Annotated in this window: 15 protein-coding genes; 11 read left to right on the top strand and 4 right to left on the bottom strand. The window is 63.0% G+C overall.

From position 1 onward, the window contains the following. Positions 1-10 precede the first annotated feature (10 nt). The 6 genes from AC0L2X_RS00885 (at position 11) to AC0L2X_RS00860 (ending at position 6915) form a co-directional block, all read left to right on the top strand. Positions 11-1279 carry an ABC transporter substrate-binding protein gene (locus AC0L2X_RS00885; RefSeq protein ID WP_473553078.1) on the top strand — a complete coding sequence of 423 codons (1269 nt, stop codon included), beginning with the start codon at positions 11-13 and terminating at the stop codon, positions 1277-1279. A gap of 71 nt (positions 1280-1350) precedes the next feature. After that, the gene (locus AC0L2X_RS00880; protein ID WP_473553076.1) at positions 1351-2196 is read left to right on the top strand and encodes a carbohydrate ABC transporter permease; all 846 of its coding nucleotides are present in this window, start codon (positions 1351-1353) and stop codon (positions 2194-2196) included. Next, positions 2193-3035, top strand: coding sequence for a carbohydrate ABC transporter permease (locus tag AC0L2X_RS00875; protein ID WP_473553073.1), 843 nt, complete (start codon positions 2193-2195; stop codon positions 3033-3035). The genes AC0L2X_RS00880 and AC0L2X_RS00875 overlap by 4 nt, the downstream gene beginning before the upstream one ends. 21 nt (positions 3036-3056) lie before the next feature. Next, positions 3057-4097, top strand: coding sequence for an ABC transporter ATP-binding protein (locus AC0L2X_RS00870; protein ID WP_473553070.1), 1041 nt, complete (start codon positions 3057-3059; stop codon positions 4095-4097). Positions 4098-4137: 40 nt separating this feature from the next. Beyond that, entirely contained in the window at positions 4138-5418 is a 1281-nt protein-coding gene (locus AC0L2X_RS00865) for an amylo-alpha-1,6-glucosidase (protein WP_473553068.1), read from the top strand. Positions 5419-5499: 81 nt separating this feature from the next. After that, positions 5500-6915: an FAD-binding oxidoreductase gene (locus AC0L2X_RS00860; RefSeq protein ID WP_473553066.1), complete on the top strand. Its 1416-nt coding sequence runs from the start codon at positions 5500-5502 to the stop codon at positions 6913-6915. Positions 6916-6950: 35 nt separating this feature from the next. On the opposite strand, the gene AC0L2X_RS00855 is transcribed toward AC0L2X_RS00860, so the two are convergent. The 3 genes from AC0L2X_RS00855 to AC0L2X_RS00845 form a co-directional block, all read right to left on the bottom strand. Continuing rightward, positions 6951-7880, bottom strand: a complete 930-nt coding sequence (locus tag AC0L2X_RS00855; RefSeq protein WP_473553063.1) for a pseudouridine-5'-phosphate glycosidase — start codon at positions 7878-7880, stop codon at positions 6951-6953. Between the two features lie 12 nt (positions 7881-7892). Next, on the bottom strand, positions 7893-9002 hold the full coding sequence (locus AC0L2X_RS00850; protein WP_473553060.1) for a carbohydrate kinase: 1110 nt from the start codon (positions 9000-9002) through the stop codon (positions 7893-7895). 85 nt (positions 9003-9087) lie between these two features. Continuing rightward, positions 9088-9549, bottom strand: a complete 462-nt coding sequence (locus AC0L2X_RS00845; RefSeq protein ID WP_473599227.1) for a zinc-binding dehydrogenase — start codon at positions 9547-9549, stop codon at positions 9088-9090. A gap of 14 nt (positions 9550-9563) precedes the next feature. Between AC0L2X_RS00845 and AC0L2X_RS00840 the strand changes: the two genes are divergently transcribed. After that, positions 9564-9887, top strand: coding sequence for a FadR/GntR family transcriptional regulator (locus AC0L2X_RS00840; RefSeq protein ID WP_473599226.1), 324 nt, complete (start codon positions 9564-9566; stop codon positions 9885-9887). 43 nt (positions 9888-9930) lie between these two features. Here AC0L2X_RS00840 and AC0L2X_RS00835 read toward each other — a convergent pair whose 3' ends face one another. Then, entirely contained in the window at positions 9931-10779 is an 849-nt protein-coding gene (locus tag AC0L2X_RS00835; protein WP_473553058.1) for a MurR/RpiR family transcriptional regulator, read from the bottom strand. Between the two features lie 186 nt (positions 10780-10965). On the opposite strand from AC0L2X_RS00835, the gene murA reads away from it, so the two are divergent. The 4 genes from murA to AC0L2X_RS00815 all read left to right on the top strand — a co-directional run bounded on the left by murA (position 10966) and on the right by AC0L2X_RS00815 (position 15825). After that, positions 10966-12222 (top strand): UDP-N-acetylglucosamine 1-carboxyvinyltransferase, encoded by a 1257-nt coding sequence (gene murA / locus AC0L2X_RS00830; RefSeq protein WP_473553056.1) that lies wholly within the window; start codon positions 10966-10968, stop codon positions 12220-12222. Further along, positions 12219-13106, top strand: coding sequence for a glucosamine kinase nucleotide-binding domain-containing protein (locus AC0L2X_RS00825; protein ID WP_473553053.1), 888 nt, complete (start codon positions 12219-12221; stop codon positions 13104-13106). Before murA ends, AC0L2X_RS00825 begins: the two co-directional genes overlap by 4 nt. Positions 13107-13281: 175 nt before the next feature. After that, complete coding sequence (gene murQ / locus AC0L2X_RS00820) at positions 13282-14205, top strand: N-acetylmuramic acid 6-phosphate etherase (protein WP_473553664.1); 924 nt, start codon at positions 13282-13284, stop codon at positions 14203-14205. 99 nt (positions 14206-14304) lie between these two features. Further along, the gene (locus AC0L2X_RS00815; protein WP_473553050.1) at positions 14305-15825 is read left to right on the top strand and encodes an ABC transporter substrate-binding protein; all 1521 of its coding nucleotides are present in this window, start codon (positions 14305-14307) and stop codon (positions 15823-15825) included. Positions 15826-15849: the final 24 nt, after the last annotated feature.

The raw sequence follows: 15849 nt of genomic DNA, 5'->3' as shown, positions 1-15849 counted from the left end.
GAAGATGACGATGAATGCTTTGCGGATATTGGCCGGCGCCATGCTGGCGCTGTCGCTCGCTGCCGGTGCAGCGCAAGCCCAGCAGGTGTTGTTCTGGTCGACACAGGCGCGACCTGTGGAAGAGACGCAAAAAATGCGCGGCGAAGTGCTGAAGGGGTTTGATGGCCAGGTCGACTATCAGGTCGCCGAGGACGGGCCCTGGCTCACCCGCCTTCAGGCCGAACTGCAGGCCGGCTCCGGGACCATAGGCGTGCTCGGCGGCCTGCACGGAGACTTCTCCACCGTCGGCGCGAACCTTGTCGATCTCTCTGGCGTCGATCTCGGTGGCGTCAAGGTCAACGAGACCTACAAGAAGCTCGGCATGCTCGGCACCGGAGAGCAGAAGTACCTGCCATGGATGCAGGCCACCTTTCTGATGGCGGCCAACAAGCAGGCGCTACAATATCTGCCGGCCGGCACCGATCTCAACACCATCACTTATGACCAACTGATCGAGTGGGCGAAAAACATCGCTGAAAAGACCGGTTCGCCCAAATTCGGTTTTCCGGCCGGCCCGAAAGGGCTGAAGCACCGTTTCTTCGAGGGTTTTCTCCTTCCATCGTATACCGGCTCGATGGTGACCAAGTTCCGCTCGGCGGAGGCCGAGACGGCGTGGAACAAGTTCAAGGAACTATGGCAATACACCAACCCGAATTCGACCAACTACGCCTTCATGCAGGAGCCGCTGCTGACCGGCGAAGTCTGGGTGGCATTCGATCACGTCGCGCGCCTCGCCGACGCCTTCAACCAGAGACCCGATGACTTCGTCGCCTTCCCGGCGCCGGCTGGCCCGGCAGGCCGCGGCTACATGCCAGTGGTGGCCGGCGTCGCTATCCCGAGGACCTCGCCCGACATGGACAAGGCCAAGGCGCTGGTCGCCTATATGCTGAAACCGGAAACCCAGATCGCGACGCTGAAGGCGACAAACTTCTTCCCGATCGTCGACGTCAAGCTGCCCGACGACATGCCGGCCTCGGTAAAGGCCTTCAGCCCAGTGATCGCCACCATGACCGGTGCCCCGGATGCGCTGCCGGCGCTGCTGCCGATGGGACTTGGCGGCCTCAGCGGCAAGTTCAATCAAATCTACACCGACAGCTTCGAGCGCATCGTGCTCGGCGGCGAGGACGTGCACGGCGTACTCGACGAACAGGCAGCGGCGCTGAAGGCGATCATCGACGAGGCGAAGGCGCCGTGCTGGGCGCCCGACAAGCCCTCGCAAGGCGCCTGCCCGGTCGATTAAGAATCCTCCCGGGCGTCCGGACCTAGCGCGCCGGGCGCCCACCCTTTCAAACGCCGAACAGGGATCGCTCCATGCACGGCAAGGCCCTGCCCTATCTGCTGCTGATGCCGGCGACGCTGTTCCTCTGCGTCTTTTTCCTCTACCCGTTCGTGTTGGTCGCCTTCGAGGCGTTCACCCGCGACGGCAGCTTTACACTCGACAATTTCCGCACCATGGCCAGCAGCTGGAAGTTTCCGGTCACTGTTCGCAACACGCTGCTTCTCAGCGCCGTCGTCGTGCCCATCCAGCTGGTCATGGCGCTGCTGATGGCAACGATGGTGTCGCGACTTGCGGCCGGGCGCAGCGCTGCGCTTTACATCTTCGCTATTCCGCTTGGCATCTCCGATCTCGCCGCCGGGCTGATCTGGCTCGCCATCTTCGACCAGTCCGGCTTCCTCAACACCTTGCTCTCCAATCTCGGCGTCATCGACAGGCCGGTCATGTTCCTCGGCTACCAGAGCAAGCTGACGATCTTCATTGCCGTGGCGCTGGCCGAGATCTGGCGCGCGACCGCCATCATGATGGTCATTCTGGTCGCCGGCATGGGGCTGATCCCCCGGGAATATTACGAGGCGGCGGAGGTTTTTGGCGCTAGTCCGTGGAAGCGCTTCATCAAGATCACGCTGCCTCTGCTGCGCCCAAGCCTGCAGACGGCGATCATCCTGCGCGTCATCCTTGCCTTTGAGGTCTTTGCCGTGGTTGCAGCACTCGGCGGCACCAATCTGCCGGTGCTGATGGGCGAGACCTACAATTGGCAGTTCACGCTGCAGGACCACAATGTCGCCGCCGCCATGGCGCTGTTCATCCTCGCCATCTCGATCGGCTTCACGCTGTTCTTCCTGCGGGTGCTGCGTGTGCCGAAGGAGGCTCGCATATGAGCACCGTCGCGGAGCTCTCGATTGCCGCGCCTGAGGCCCGCAAAGCCGGCAACTGGTTGTTGGTCGCCACCGTCATCCTGCTTTGCGTCTGGGTGCTGCTGCCGATCTATCTGTTGATCGTCAACGCACTGTCGTCGCCGGAAGAGGTGACCGCCTTTCCCAAGCGCTTCTTCCCGTCATTCGATTTCGGCAGCCTTTCTTTCTTCATCAATTTCGCCGGTGTCGCCAAGGCACTGTGGAACTCCGTCCTCGTCGCCACGCTGACGATGCTCCTCTCGATCGGCTTCGGCGCACCCGCGGGCTACGCGCTGTCGCGATTCGAATTCCCGGGCAAGGAGACGTTCCGTTTCCTGGTGCTGATGACCCGCGCCTTTCCGCTGCCGCTGCTGGCACTGCCGCTGGCGGTGATGTTCATCCGCACCGGCCTCGACGACACCGCGATCGGGCTGGCGCTGGTCCACACCACGCTGGCGCTGCCGTTTGCGGTGCTAATCACCTTCTCGCTGTTCTCCGGCATTCCCGTCGAGCTGGAGGAAGCGGCCTGGACGCTCGGCTGCACGAGATTGCAGGCATTCCGAAAAATCATTCTACCGCTCGCGCTGCCGGGTATCGCGGCATCGGCGGTATTTGCCTTCACCATCTCCTGGAACGAGGTGTTTGCCGCCGCCGTGCTCACCATCGAGAACCGGACGCTGACCGCCTTCCTGCTGCAGAGCCTCGGCGAATCGCCGCTCTACCTCAAATTCGCCGGTGGCGCGGCACTGGTCATCCCGGCGCTGATCTTCATCTTCGCCGTTCGCAAATATCTGTTCGCCATGTGGGGGATCGCCAACCGATGACGCGCACAAAAGAGAACGCCGATGGCTGAGATCGCCATTAAGCAGGTCGCAAAACGTTTCGGCGGCTTCACCGCGCTGCATTCGATCGACCTGACCATCGCCGACCAGGAATTCATGGTGCTGCTTGGCGCCTCGGGTTGCGGCAAGACGACGCTGCTGAGGATCGTCGCCGGGCTGGAAACGCCAAGCCAGGGCGAGGTCTGGATAGGCGGCCGCCGCGTCGACCATCTGCCGCCGCGCGAGCGCGGCATAGCCATGGTGTTCCAGAATTACGCCGTCTTTCCGCACCTGACCGTCTTCGAAAACATCGCCTTTGGCCTGCGCATGAAGAAGCTGCCGCAGCAGGAGATCGAGGGGCGCGTCAACCGCACTGCAGAGCTTATGCATATCGAGCAGCTTTTGAAGCGCTATTCGGGCCAGCTTTCCGGCGGCCAGCGCCAACGCGTGGCTGTGGCCCGGGCACTTGCGATGGAGCCTGACGTGATCTTGATGGACGAGCCGCTGTCGAACCTCGACGCGCTGCTGCGGCTCGAAATGCGCGCCGAGCTCAAGGGCGTGCTCGCTGCGTCCAAGACCACCACCATCTACGTCACCCACGACCAGGTCGAGGCGATGAGCCTCGCCGACCGCATCGCCGTCATGCATCAGGGCCGTATCGTCCAGGCCGCCTCGCCGGTAGAGGTCTACCGCAATCCGGCGGCCCGCTTCGTCGGCTCCTTCATCGGCAACCCGCCGATGAATTTCATCCCAGCGACCAAGGCGGCAGACGGCAGTTGGACCGTCGCCGGGCTGACGCTGCCTGGCCCCAAATTCGACAAGCACAAAATTGAATTCGCCATTCGCCCCGAAGATGTCGATCCAGGTGACGAGGGGCTGCATGCCACCGTGCGCGTCGTCGAGCCGCTCGGCCCGCACACGCTGGTCACCTGCGATGTCGAGGGCGGCCTGTTCCGCGCCATCCTCGAATCGAACGCCGCGGTCGCCGTCGGAGATCACTTGCGGCTTGCGCCCAAAGCCGATCGCATCCGCTGGTTCGATCCTGAAACCACCAACGCCCTTTGATCCCGCCAACGCCCTCAATCTCGAAAGTACGAACGCTTCAATGATCTCTCTTGCCGTCAACGAAACCATCGCCCGTGCCGTCGAGGTGCTCAGGGAAAACGACCACGGCGACTACACCATCCCGACCAAGGGCCTCTACCCGTTCCAGTGGAACTGGGATTCCTGCCTGACCGCGCTCGGTCTTGCCCACTACGATGAGGCTCGGGCCTGGACCGAGATCGACACGCTGTTCGCCCACCAGTGGCCAGACGGCATGGTGCCGCACATCGTCTTCCATGTCTGGAGCGACGGCTATTTCCCCGGACCTGAGGTCTGGCGAACGGACCGCCCGACCGCCACCTCGGGCATCACCCAGCCGGCGGTCGCCGGCTTTGCCGTGCGCCGCCTGTTCGACCGGGCAAAGGACAAGAAACTGGCGGCCGAGCGCGCCCGTGCGCTCTTGCCAAAAATCGATATCTGGCACCGCTGGTTCTACGAAAATCGCGACCCGAACGGCGAAGGGTTGGTCGCCATAATCCACCCATGGGAGTCCGGCCGCGACAACTCGATTGACTGGGACGACGCCTTCGAGCGCGTGCCGACCGAAGGCGTCGAGCCCTACACCCGCCGCGACATCCTGCACGCCGATCCGGCGCATCGTCCAACCGAGGCACAGTATGACCGCTATATCTGGCTGTTGCAGCATTTCCGCGGGCTTGGCTGGGAGAATGCCAGACTGCACGATGCCTCGCCATTCCAGGTCGTCGATCCCGGCTTCAACGCCATCTTGATCCGTTCCGCTGCCGATCTTGCCGATCTCGCCGAGACACTTGGCGAAATGAAGATCGCCAAGGCCAACCGCGCCCGTGCCGAAAAGGGGCTTTCGGCAATGGAACGGCTGTGGAGCGACGCGCATAGCCAGTACATTTGTTTCGACCGAGTGGCCGGAAAGCTCGTTGACAGCGCGTCGGTCGGCGGCATTCTGTCGGTGTTTTCGGCCATCCCGGAAAGCCGGGCAGCGACCATCGCTGCAACGATCGAGCGCATCGCCGGCAAGGCGCGTTACATCGTCCCCTCGCACGATCTCGATGATCCCCGCGTTGATGCCAAGCGCTATTGGCGCGGCCCGGTCTGGCTGGTGGTCAATTACATGATCGCCGACGGCCTTGCCGCCGCCGGCCACAGCCAAATCGCACAACGGATCACGCAATCCAGTCTCGAGCTGATCGCCGAGAGCGGTTTTGCCGAATATTACGATCCCCTCAGTGGCGAGCCGCTCGGCGGCAATCGCTTCACCTGGACCGCAGCGATGGTGATCGAGTTCCTGAAAGGCAGAGCCTGAGGCCGTCCACGATTGGCAGTCCCGCACAGGTTTGACAAACAGCAGTCCATGTCTATCGTCGGCCTGTTGCAGGAGCGGCGCATGACGACAACATCCGTGAGCGCTCTGTCCCCGCTGACCGCCGAGCTTCTGTCGCGACTTGAGGGTCGGCTGGATCGGTCGGCGATCGTCTCGGCCGATGAGGCCGGGCCGCGTTACAGGGAAGACCCCGACGGCAAGACCGGTGCGCGGCCGGAGGTCGTGCTGCGACCGCGCACTGCCGGCGAGGTGTCGGACATACTGCGCCTGTGCAATGAAATCGGGCAGAGGCTTGTGATCCAAGGTGGCCGGACCGGGCTCGCCGGCGGCGCTCGCATCCAACCCGGCGAAGCTGTGCTGTCGCTGGAGCGCATGACTTCCGTTGAAGCCCTCGACCGCGAGGCGGCGACCATCATCGCCGAGGCCGGCGCGCCGCTGCAAACGGTGCAGGACGCCGCCGATGAGGCCGGCTTGCTGTTCGGCGTCGACATCGGAGCGCGCGGATCGGCCACCGTCGGCGGCAATGTCGCCACCAATGCCGGCGGCATCCGCGTGCTGCGCTACGGCATGTACCGGGCGCAGGTGCTTGGGCTGGAAGCGGTGCTTGCCGACGGCAGTATCCTGACCTCGCTCAAGGGTTTGGCGAAGGACAACTCCGGCTACGATCTCAGCCAATTGTTCATCGGCAGCGAGGGCACGCTCGGCGTGGTCACGCGCGCATCCCTGCGGCTGCATCCGAAGCCAGCCACCGAGGTCAACGCCTTCTGCGCGCTCGCTTCGCTGGACGCAGCGATCACGTTGCTTGCGCTGCTCAAGCGAAAGCTCGGGCCCTTGCTGTCGGCCTATGAGGTGAATTTCGCACCGCTCTATGGCGCCATGATCGCCGGAATGGAGGCGCCGGCGCCGCTGCCCGCCGGCTCGCCCGTCTATGTGCTTGCCGAGATACAGGGCAGCGAGCCCGACCGCGACGGCGAACGTTTTGCCGCGGTGCTGATGCAGGCGGTTGAAGATGGCATGATCGACGACGTGGTCGTCTCGCAATCGCCGCGCGAATTCCGGGCGCTCTGGGCGGTGCGCGAGGAGGTCAACCGTTTCCTGTTTTCGATGGCAGGCCTGATCGGCGTCGATCTCAGCATCCCACTGGCGAGAATGGCGACTTTCCTGCGCGAAACAGAAGCCGCCATCAGGGCCGTCGACCCTGGCGCCGACATCTACGTCTTCGGCCATCTCGGCGACGGCAATCTGCATTATCAGGTTCGCACCGCGGATCCGGCGGCCGCATACGGCGTCGTGTACCGCGGTGTTGCCGCCGCCCGCGGCGGCGTCTCGGCCGAGCATGGCATCGGCCTCGACAAGAAGGAATGGCTGCACCTTGTGCGCAGCGATGCAGAGATCGCGGCCATGCGCCGCCTGAAAGCAGCCTTCGACCCGAACAACATCCTCAATGCCGGGCGCATATTCGACCTCGCGCCGGGCTGAAATCGAAGGCAGGTAGCGCTGGCCGGGTGCTGCCTCTATCCGGTCGCGCCCTTTAATTCCGCATGCGCAACCGCGATGCGGGCAGCAAGCGCGGCGTTGTTGCGGACCAGCGCGATGTTGGCCTTCAGGCTGCGGCCCTGCGAAAGCTCATTGATGCGTGCGAGCAGAAACGGCGTTAGCTCCTTGCGCCCGATGCCGCGCTTCTCGGCCTCAGCCACGGCCGCTGCGATCGTGCCGTCGATGAACGCCGGATCGAGCGCGTCCGCTTCTGGGATAGGGTTGGCGACGAGAATGCCGGTGCCGGATTCCATCTCGTCATGCAGCAGCATGGCTCGCGCGATCTCGTCGGGCGTGTCGAGGCGATGATCGGCCCTGAGCCCGCTGGAGCGGGTGTAGAAGGCCGGAAAATCGTCGCTCCGGTATGCGATCACCGGCACGCGCTGCGTTTCCAGATATTCCAGCGTCTTCGCAATATCGAGGATCGACTTGACTCCGGCGCAGACAACGGTCGTGCCGGTTTGGCCGAGTTCGGTCAGGTCGGCGGAGATATCGAAAGTGGCTTCGGCGCCGCGATGCACGCCACCGACGCCGCCGGTCGCAAAAATACCGATCCCAGCTAAAGCGGCAATCCGCATCGTCGCCGAGACGGTGGTTCCGGCCGAGCCGCCGCGCACCATGATGGCGGCGAGATCGCGCCCGGAAGCCTTGACCACGCCCTTTGCCGCTGCCAACTCTTCCAGTTCATTGTCGTCAAGTCCGACCTTGATCTTGCCGGCGACCACAGTGATCGTGGCGGGAACGGCGCCGTTTTCACGCACCACGGTCTCGACACCGCGAGCAGTTTCCAGATTGGCCGGATAGGGCATGCCGTGGGTGATGATCGTCGATTCCAGTGCCACCACGGCGCGGCCTTCATCAAGCGCCGTAGCGACTTCGTCGTTCAAGTGGACAAGGGAAGGTTTCATATCATCTCGCTTTCAGGCAGGAACGCGATACATGCCGGCGGCAAGGAAGCGCGGCGACAGATCGGGATGGACGCTGGATTCGCTCTCGGTGGTCAGTGTGGCAAGCAGCGCGCCGGTGCGCACGGCATGAGCGACCGGCTCACCCGAAAGCACCTTGTACAGAGTGCCGGCAATCATCGCGTCACCGGCGCCGGTGATATCGACGGGCTGCGCCGGGACGGAGTGCATGGTCGTCACACCGCTCTCGGTCGCAACGGCAAATCCATGCGCGCCCACGGTCACGATCACCTCGCCGGCGCCGGCCCCGCGCAGCGCTGCCGCTGCCTCCTCCGGCGTTAGCCGCCTGTCGGCATCTGTCATGCCGAGCATCGTATTGGCCTCGTCATGATTGGTGAACAGAAGATCGATGCCGGTCAGGTCCTTCGGCAGGCGCGCTGATTTCGGCGCCGATACCGTGTCGACTGCGAGCTTGAAGCGCGCACCCTGCTTGCGCGACATCAGTGCTGCGATAGTCGCGGCCGGCAGATTGCAGTCGATGAACACCCATGTCGCCGAAGCCAGATGCGGCCAGAAGCGGTCGAGATAGGACGACGAAAACAGATCGAAGATCTCCATGTCGGCAATGCCGAGCACGAGGTCGTTGTTGCGGTCGAGGATGGCCGCGTATTCCGCCGTCGGCCGCTCCGTGGTGGTGATGACCTGGCTGACATCGGCGCCAAGATCGCGCAGGTGCCGCACCAGCGAGCGGCCGGTTTCATCGTCGCCGACGATCGAGACGAAGCTTATGTCGACGCCGAGGCGGGCAAGGTTTTCGGCGACGTTGCGGGCAACCCCGCCGAAGCTGCGATAGCCGTCGACCGGGTTCGACGTCTCGAAAATCAGATCCTTCCTGGCGTGGTATTTGCGGTCGAGCACCGCGCCGCCGACGCAGACCATGCGCTTGGACGTCGGCAAGACGTAACCACGGCCGAGAATGTAGCCCTTGTTGACGAGTTGCACGATGTGGGCTGCGACCGTCGAGCGGGCGATGCCGAGCGCGGTTGCTATATCCTGCTGGCCGGCAAACGGGTTCGCCGCAATGAGGTCGAGAACCGCTTGTTCCTGTGCTCCAAGGTCGTCCATTGTGCCACCCGGCCGTCAAATTCGAGGCTGAACGCTGTCGCAACAACAGATGACATTGTCAACATTTGTTTCGACCGAGTGTCGGCTACGGCACCAGCACCAATGCGCCCGTCGTTCGCCTGGCTTCGAGGTCGCGGTGAGCGTCGCCGGCATCGAATAGGCTGTAGCGCTTGGGCGGTTCAATCCTGACGACACCCTGTCGTAGCGCAGCAAAAAACCGCTCGACGTGCGGGGCCAGTCTTTCGGGCGTGTCGGTGTAATGCGCGTAGTTGGGACGCGATATGGTGATCGACTTCGATGCAAAGCGGCCGATGTCCCAATTGCCGATCGGCCCTGACGCCTGACCGAAACTGACGAGGTGACCGCGAATGCGAAGCGCCGCCAGCGAGCCGCCGAACGTATCATTGCCGACCGCATCGTAGACGACATCGGCGCCGACGCCTCCCGTCAGCCGCATGACGGCCTCAGTGAAATTCTCACGCGAATAGACAATGACATGATGCGCCCCGAGGCGTTCGACAATACGCGCCTTATCGTCGCTCGACACCGTTGCAATGACCGTTGCGCCGAGATGGCGTGCCCATTGCACCAAAAGCTGGCCGATGCCGCCGGCGCCGGCATTGGGACGCCGAGTTCCACCACCGCGTCTTCGCCTGCTGCCGTAATGACTTCCTGAAAGAGATCCACAATCTCATGCGCACTATCCGCAACCAATCGCCTTGGTTCGAAATGAAAAAGCGCTCATTCTCGGAGGAGCGCAGGCGCGTTTATTGCGACGAGCATCAGACGATATTGGATGCATTGCTGCGCCGTGATCCGGAAAGCGCCAACCAGGCGATGCTCGCCCATCTCAAGACAGTCGAGCGCAACCTTCTGGGTCGCTAGTAAACGCACTGGTCAAGGAGGGCGGGTGAGACGCGTCCAACGACTAAGCCTTCAGCACCGAGACGGCCAATTCGCTGTTGTGGACGTATTCATTGGCGTCAGGCTGCTTCTGCACGAGCAGGATGAACAGCAGGTCGGTTAGCGTCAGTTGTGCATCACGCGCGGTTATCGATGAAGAGCGCGCGCGCTCTTCATCGGCGATCGTGTAGAGGCGAATGTCGGCAACCCGGCTCAGCGGATTGTCGCGAAGTCCGGTGACGGCGATAACGGTGGTGCCACGTTTGCGAGCGAGTTCGGATATCCGCAGGGTTTCGATGCTCGCCCCGGAATAGGAGAGCGCGAACAGCACGTCACCTCGTCCAAGCGTCGAGACATTGGCCATTTGCACATGGCTGTCGCTGTCGTGCAGCACGTTGCGGCCGAGCTTCATCAGCTTGTAGGAAAAATCGCGCGCCACCAGCGAGGATGCGCCGACGCCAGCCAAATGAATGCGGCGCGCACCGTTCAAGGCTTCAAGGGCCTTGCCGATTTCCTGCTCGGTGTTGGCCGCGACGGTCTGCTGCATCGACGAAAGCTTGCTGCCGATCAGCTTGCGCAGGATGACCAGATAGCTGTCGCCGACCTCGATCGAACCGTGGATCATGCCGGCCGGCACGTGCCACTCCTGCGACTTGGCCTCGCTGACGGCGAGCTTAAGCTCCTGATAGCTGTCATAGCCGAGCTTCTGGCTGAACTTGACGACGCTCGACTGGCTGCGGCCGATCTCGGCGGCAAGCGCCGCCGTCGACAGACGGAGCATCTGGTCGGGATTATCGACGATATACCGACCGATCTCGCGGTCGCCGGGCGCCATGATTTCGAGCTTGGCCTCGATCTTCTTCAGGACGGACATGCGTTCCCCCATTGCCTATCATCGACAATGCCAAGCCAAGGAATAAATTATTCCGTCTCTGATTGACAGCCAAGAATGATCCATCAAATCTCGACTGGTGCGGTTGCGGCCCAGCCTTCGGGCACGTCGACAATTCGGATATGAAAGATCGTAGACTCGGCGACAGCTCGGGATTAGGTCAGAGCCATGGACAAATTGCGGATCGTCGGCGGGCACAGGCTTGAGGGCGCGGTGACGATCTCCGGCGCCAAGAACGCGGCCTTGCCGCAAATAGCGGCGGCGTTGCTCAACCCCTATCCGCTGCAGCTGACCAACCTGCCTGAGGTGACGGATGTCGACAACATGCTTGGCGTCGTCGGCCTTCATGGGGCCGAAGTCACCAGATCGGCGCATGCTGCCACAATCGATACCAGTGCTGCCGTCTCCAGGGAGACAAGCTACGATACAGTCAGGCGCATGCGCGCGACGGTGCTGGTTCTCGGTCCACTGCTTGCCCGCTTCGGCCATGCCCGGGTCTCGCTGCCTGGCGGCTGCGCCATCGGCGCACGGCCGGTCGACATGCATGTCACCGCACTTGCCGCACTTGGCGCCGATATCGCGATCGAAAACGGACTGATCGTCGCGTCTGCGCCGGGCGGACTGAAAGGCGCGCGCATCGTTTTGAGCTCGCCGTCGGTCGGCGCTACCGAAACGGCTATAATGGCGGCGACGACTGCAAAGGGAGAAACCGAGATCCTCAATGCGGCGCGCGAGCCGGAGGTGGCCGATCTTGCCGCCTGCCTGAACGCCATGGGCGCGCGGATCGAGGGCGCCGGCACGCACCGTATCCTGATCGCGGGCAGCACAGACTGGCGCGCCGCCACGCACGACATCATCCCGGACCGGATAGAGGCCGGCACCTATGCCGTCGCAGCGGCTATCACCGGCGGCCAGCTCGAGCTGACCCATGCGCGGCTCGAGCACATGGCATCCGTCGTCCAGCTGCTCGAAGCAGCCGGTGTAAAAATATGGCCGGGCGACCGCGGGCTGATCGTATCGAGAGACGGGTCGCTCAAGGCGGTCGACGTGACGACGGAGCCTTATCCGGGCTTTCCGACCGATCTCCAGGCGCAGTTCATGGCGTTGATGTGCTGTGCCGAGGGCGCTTCGCTGTTGCGCGAGACGATCTTCGAGAACCGCTTCATGCATGTGCCCGAACTGATGCGGCTCGGCGCCAACATCAAGCTGCAAGGCACCATGGCGCTGGTGCGCGGAGGCGAGAAGCTGAAGGGCGCGCAAGTGATGGCGACCGACCTGCGCGCCTCAGTCTCGCTGGTGCTGGCAGCGCTGGTGTCGGAGGGCGAGACGACGATCAACCGCGTCTATCATCTCGATCGCGGCTACGAGCAGTTGGACCGCAAGCTTCGGCTGTGTGGCGCCCAGATCGAACGAATAAGGCAATGAGTACCCGTACGGCGTCTCCGCATTATTTCCTGGGCGTCGATGGCGGCGGAACCGGCTGCCGGGCGCGTGTCGAAGACGAGGCAGGAACCGTGCTCGGGCAAGGCCTGTCGGGCCCGGCGACAACGCGGCTCGGTATAGAGGCGGCCTGGGCCTCGATTGCCAAAGCCTTTGGCGCGGCGATCGACGAGGCAGGGTTCGCGGCGGCGGAAATCGCCAGAATCCGCGCCGGTGTCGGTGTTGCCGGTATCGGCCGTAAGGGTGCGCTCGAGGCGTTTCGTGGCATCGAACATCCCTTTGCGACCATCGACTTCGTCAGCGACGGCATCGCGGCTTGCTTTGGCGCGCATTCGGGTCAAGACGGCGCTATCGTCATAGCCGGGACCGGTTCGATCGGGCTCGGCTTTGTCGAAGGGCGAGACCTGCGCGTCGGCGGCTACGGTTTTCCGATTTCCGACGAGGGCAGCGGCGCCGATCTCGGACTGAAGGCAGTGCAGCTTGCCTTGCGAGCCCATGACGGCCGGCATGAGCGGACGGCGCTGCTGGCCGAGGTGATGCAGCGCTTCAAGGACGATCCGTTCGAGGCGGTGGCCTGGATGGACCGCGCCAGCGCGACCGACTATGCCGCCATGGCGCCGATGGTGATCCGCCATGCCGACCAGGGCGATCCGGCCGGTCGGCGGATCGTGCAGGGCGCTGCCGAGCAGATCGACACGTTCGTGCGGGTGCTGTTCGAAAAAGGCGCGCCGCGGGTAACGCTGCTCGGAGGTTTGTCCAGCCCGCTTGAGCCATGGCTCGCTCCCGACGTCCGCCGACGACTGAAGCCGGCCGACGGCGACGCGGTTTCGGGAGCCATAATCCTGGCCAGAAAATCGCTCTGCCGCTAGTGATGCCTTGCCCGGCAAGGAATATAATATTCCTGCTTTCCGTTGACACAGGGAATATCGAATTCTAAAAAGTTAACAAAATAGAGCCGGCGCAGCCGGTACGGAGCCGACGGCCAGGTGCAGGCACTGGACGCCGCTTGCCGCGGGCTCGCAGTCGCACTTGAAAGTAAGCGAAGTGGTCGAACAAGGGTTGATGTCGGAGCTGGAGCGGCTGGTTTCCGAGGACCGGAACCCGAAGACGATGGACATCGATCTGTTGCCGACCCTCGAGGTGCTGCGCAAGATCAATGACGAGGACAAAGGCGTTGCGGCAGCCGTCGAGAAGGTCATCCCCGATATTGCTGCGGTCGTGGACCGGATCGTGAGCGCGTTCCAGAAGGGTGCACGCCTTGTCTATATGGGCGCCGGCACCAGCGGCCGGCTCGGCGTCCTCGACGCCTCGGAATGTCCGCCGACCTTCGGCGTACCCGAGGACATGGTTGTGGGCCTGATCGCCGGCGGTGTCGACGCACTGGTGCACTCTGCGGAAGGCGCCGAGGACGATCCGAAACAGGGAATAAAGGCGCTGCAGGACATCAAGCTGACCGCCGACGACGTGGTGGTCGGCATCGCTGTCAGCGGACGCACACCCTATGTCATCGGCGGCTTGACCTATGCCAAGCAGGTGGGAGCCACCACCGTGGCGCTGTCCTGCAATCCTCGATCGACCATTGCCGGCATTGCCGATATTGCCATCTCCCCGGTGGTTGGCCCGGAGGTCCTCACCGGCTCGACCCGGCTGAAATCGGGAACCGCGCAAAAGCTGGTGCTCAACATGCTGTCTACCGCCAGCATGATCCGCATCGGCAAGAGCTATCAGAACCTTATGGTTGACCTCAATCCAAGCAACAAGAAGCTTGTCGCCAGGGCGGTCAGGATCGTGATGCAGACGACCGGCTGCGCGGCACAGCAGGCACGACAGGCACTCGACCAGACCGGCAATGATGTAAAACTGGCAATCCTGGTGACGATCACCGGCATGGGTGTCGAAGAAGCACGTAAGGCGCTTGCCAACGCGGGAGGTTTCCTGCGCAAGGCGATAGGCGAAAAGACGGTGTAAGACCGCATGGATACTGGGCCGATGTTCCGGGGCGTGTGTCCCTTTGAAGCGGTCCGGGGAACTGCAAGGCATCACGTTTAACGATAATGGGAGACGACAATGGTACGGTACATTGGCAAGAAACTGCTTTCCGGCATGACGCTCGCGGCAATGGTTGGCCTCGCCGCGCTCCCGGTGCAGGCGAGTGCGGCGACGCTGCACATGGCGTGGTCGCAGGACGCCACCGGTCTTGATCCCCACAAGCAGACGGCATTCTCCTCACTGCGGCTGCTGGAGCTGATCTACGAACCGCTGGTGCGGCTCGACGCAAACCTGCAAATCACGCCCGCGATTGCCGATTCATGGCAGTTCTCGCCGGACGGCAAGGAGCTGAGCTTCAAGCTCAATCCGAAAGCAAAATTCCAGAACGGCGCCGCCGTGACCTCGGCCGACGTCAAGGCATCGTTCGAGCGCATACTCGACGAGAAGACGGGTGCTGCGGCGCGCGCCAACTTTCTCTCGATCGCCAGCATCGACACGCCCGATCCAGCCACCGTCGTGTTCCACCTCTCGCAGCCGGATGTGCCGATCCTGACGGCGATGAGCGACGTCAATGCGGCGATCGTCCCGGCAAGCGAAATCACGGCCGGCTCGATTGGCACGACGACGATCGGCTCAGGTCCTTTCAAGCTCGAGAAATGGGATCCGAATTCCAAGGAAGTGCTTGTCGCCAACAAGGATTGGGCGGGCGGCACGATCGGTGTCGACGGCATCGAGATCAGCGTGCTGCCGGACGAGACGGCGATCCTGGCAGCGATGCGCACCAAGCAGATCGATTTTGCCCTGCTCAACGACCCGCTTGTCGCCACGCTGGTGCCCAAGGAAGCCAGCCTGCAGTTGAACCGCGTGCCGGTGCTTGCCTATCACGTGCTGCAGCTCAATCCTTCCCGCAAGCCGATGACCGAACTCAAGGTGCGTCAGGCGATCTCCTGCGCCATCGACCGGCAGGAAGTGCTGGACACCGCCTCGCTCGGCGAAGGCAAGGTCACCGGCCCGCTGACCATCCCGGCGCTGGCGACCGATCCAAGCAAGTTGTTCTGCTATAAGCGCGACATTGAGAAGGCCAAGCAGTTGATGACTGAGGCCGGCTACGCCGACGGCTTTTCGGCGACCGTGATCGGCGCCACCGGCGAGCCGCCGACGGCAGCGGCGGAAGCCCAGGTCATCCAGTCGCAACTCGCAGAAATCGGCGTCAAGCTCGACATCAAGATGATGGAGCTCAATGTCTATGTCGATGCCTGGCTGAAGGGTGATTTCGACATGGCCATCGCGCTGAACGGCGGCAGGGCCGATCCCTACACTATGTACAACCGCTACTGGACCAAGACGGGCAATCTGCAGAAGGTCGCGAACTATATCGACGACACGCTGGACAGCCTTATGCAGAAGGGCCGCACCGAGACCGACCCGGCGGCGCGCAAAGCGATCTTCGCCGACTTCGAGAAGCACATCACCGAGATGTCGCCCTGGATCTGGCTCTACACGTCCTACAGCTACACGGCACAGCAGAAGAATATCGCAGGATTCGAACCGGTGCCGACAGGTTCGCTGTTCAGCCTCGCCAAGGTGACGATCCAGTAGCTCTTTGATGCCGGACGAGAGGAT

The sequence above is a fragment of the Mesorhizobium sp. WSM4828 genome, from assembly GCF_055811175.1.
The sequence above is the reverse complement of the archived record's forward strand: the minus strand, read 5'-3'. Positions and strand labels throughout refer to the sequence as shown.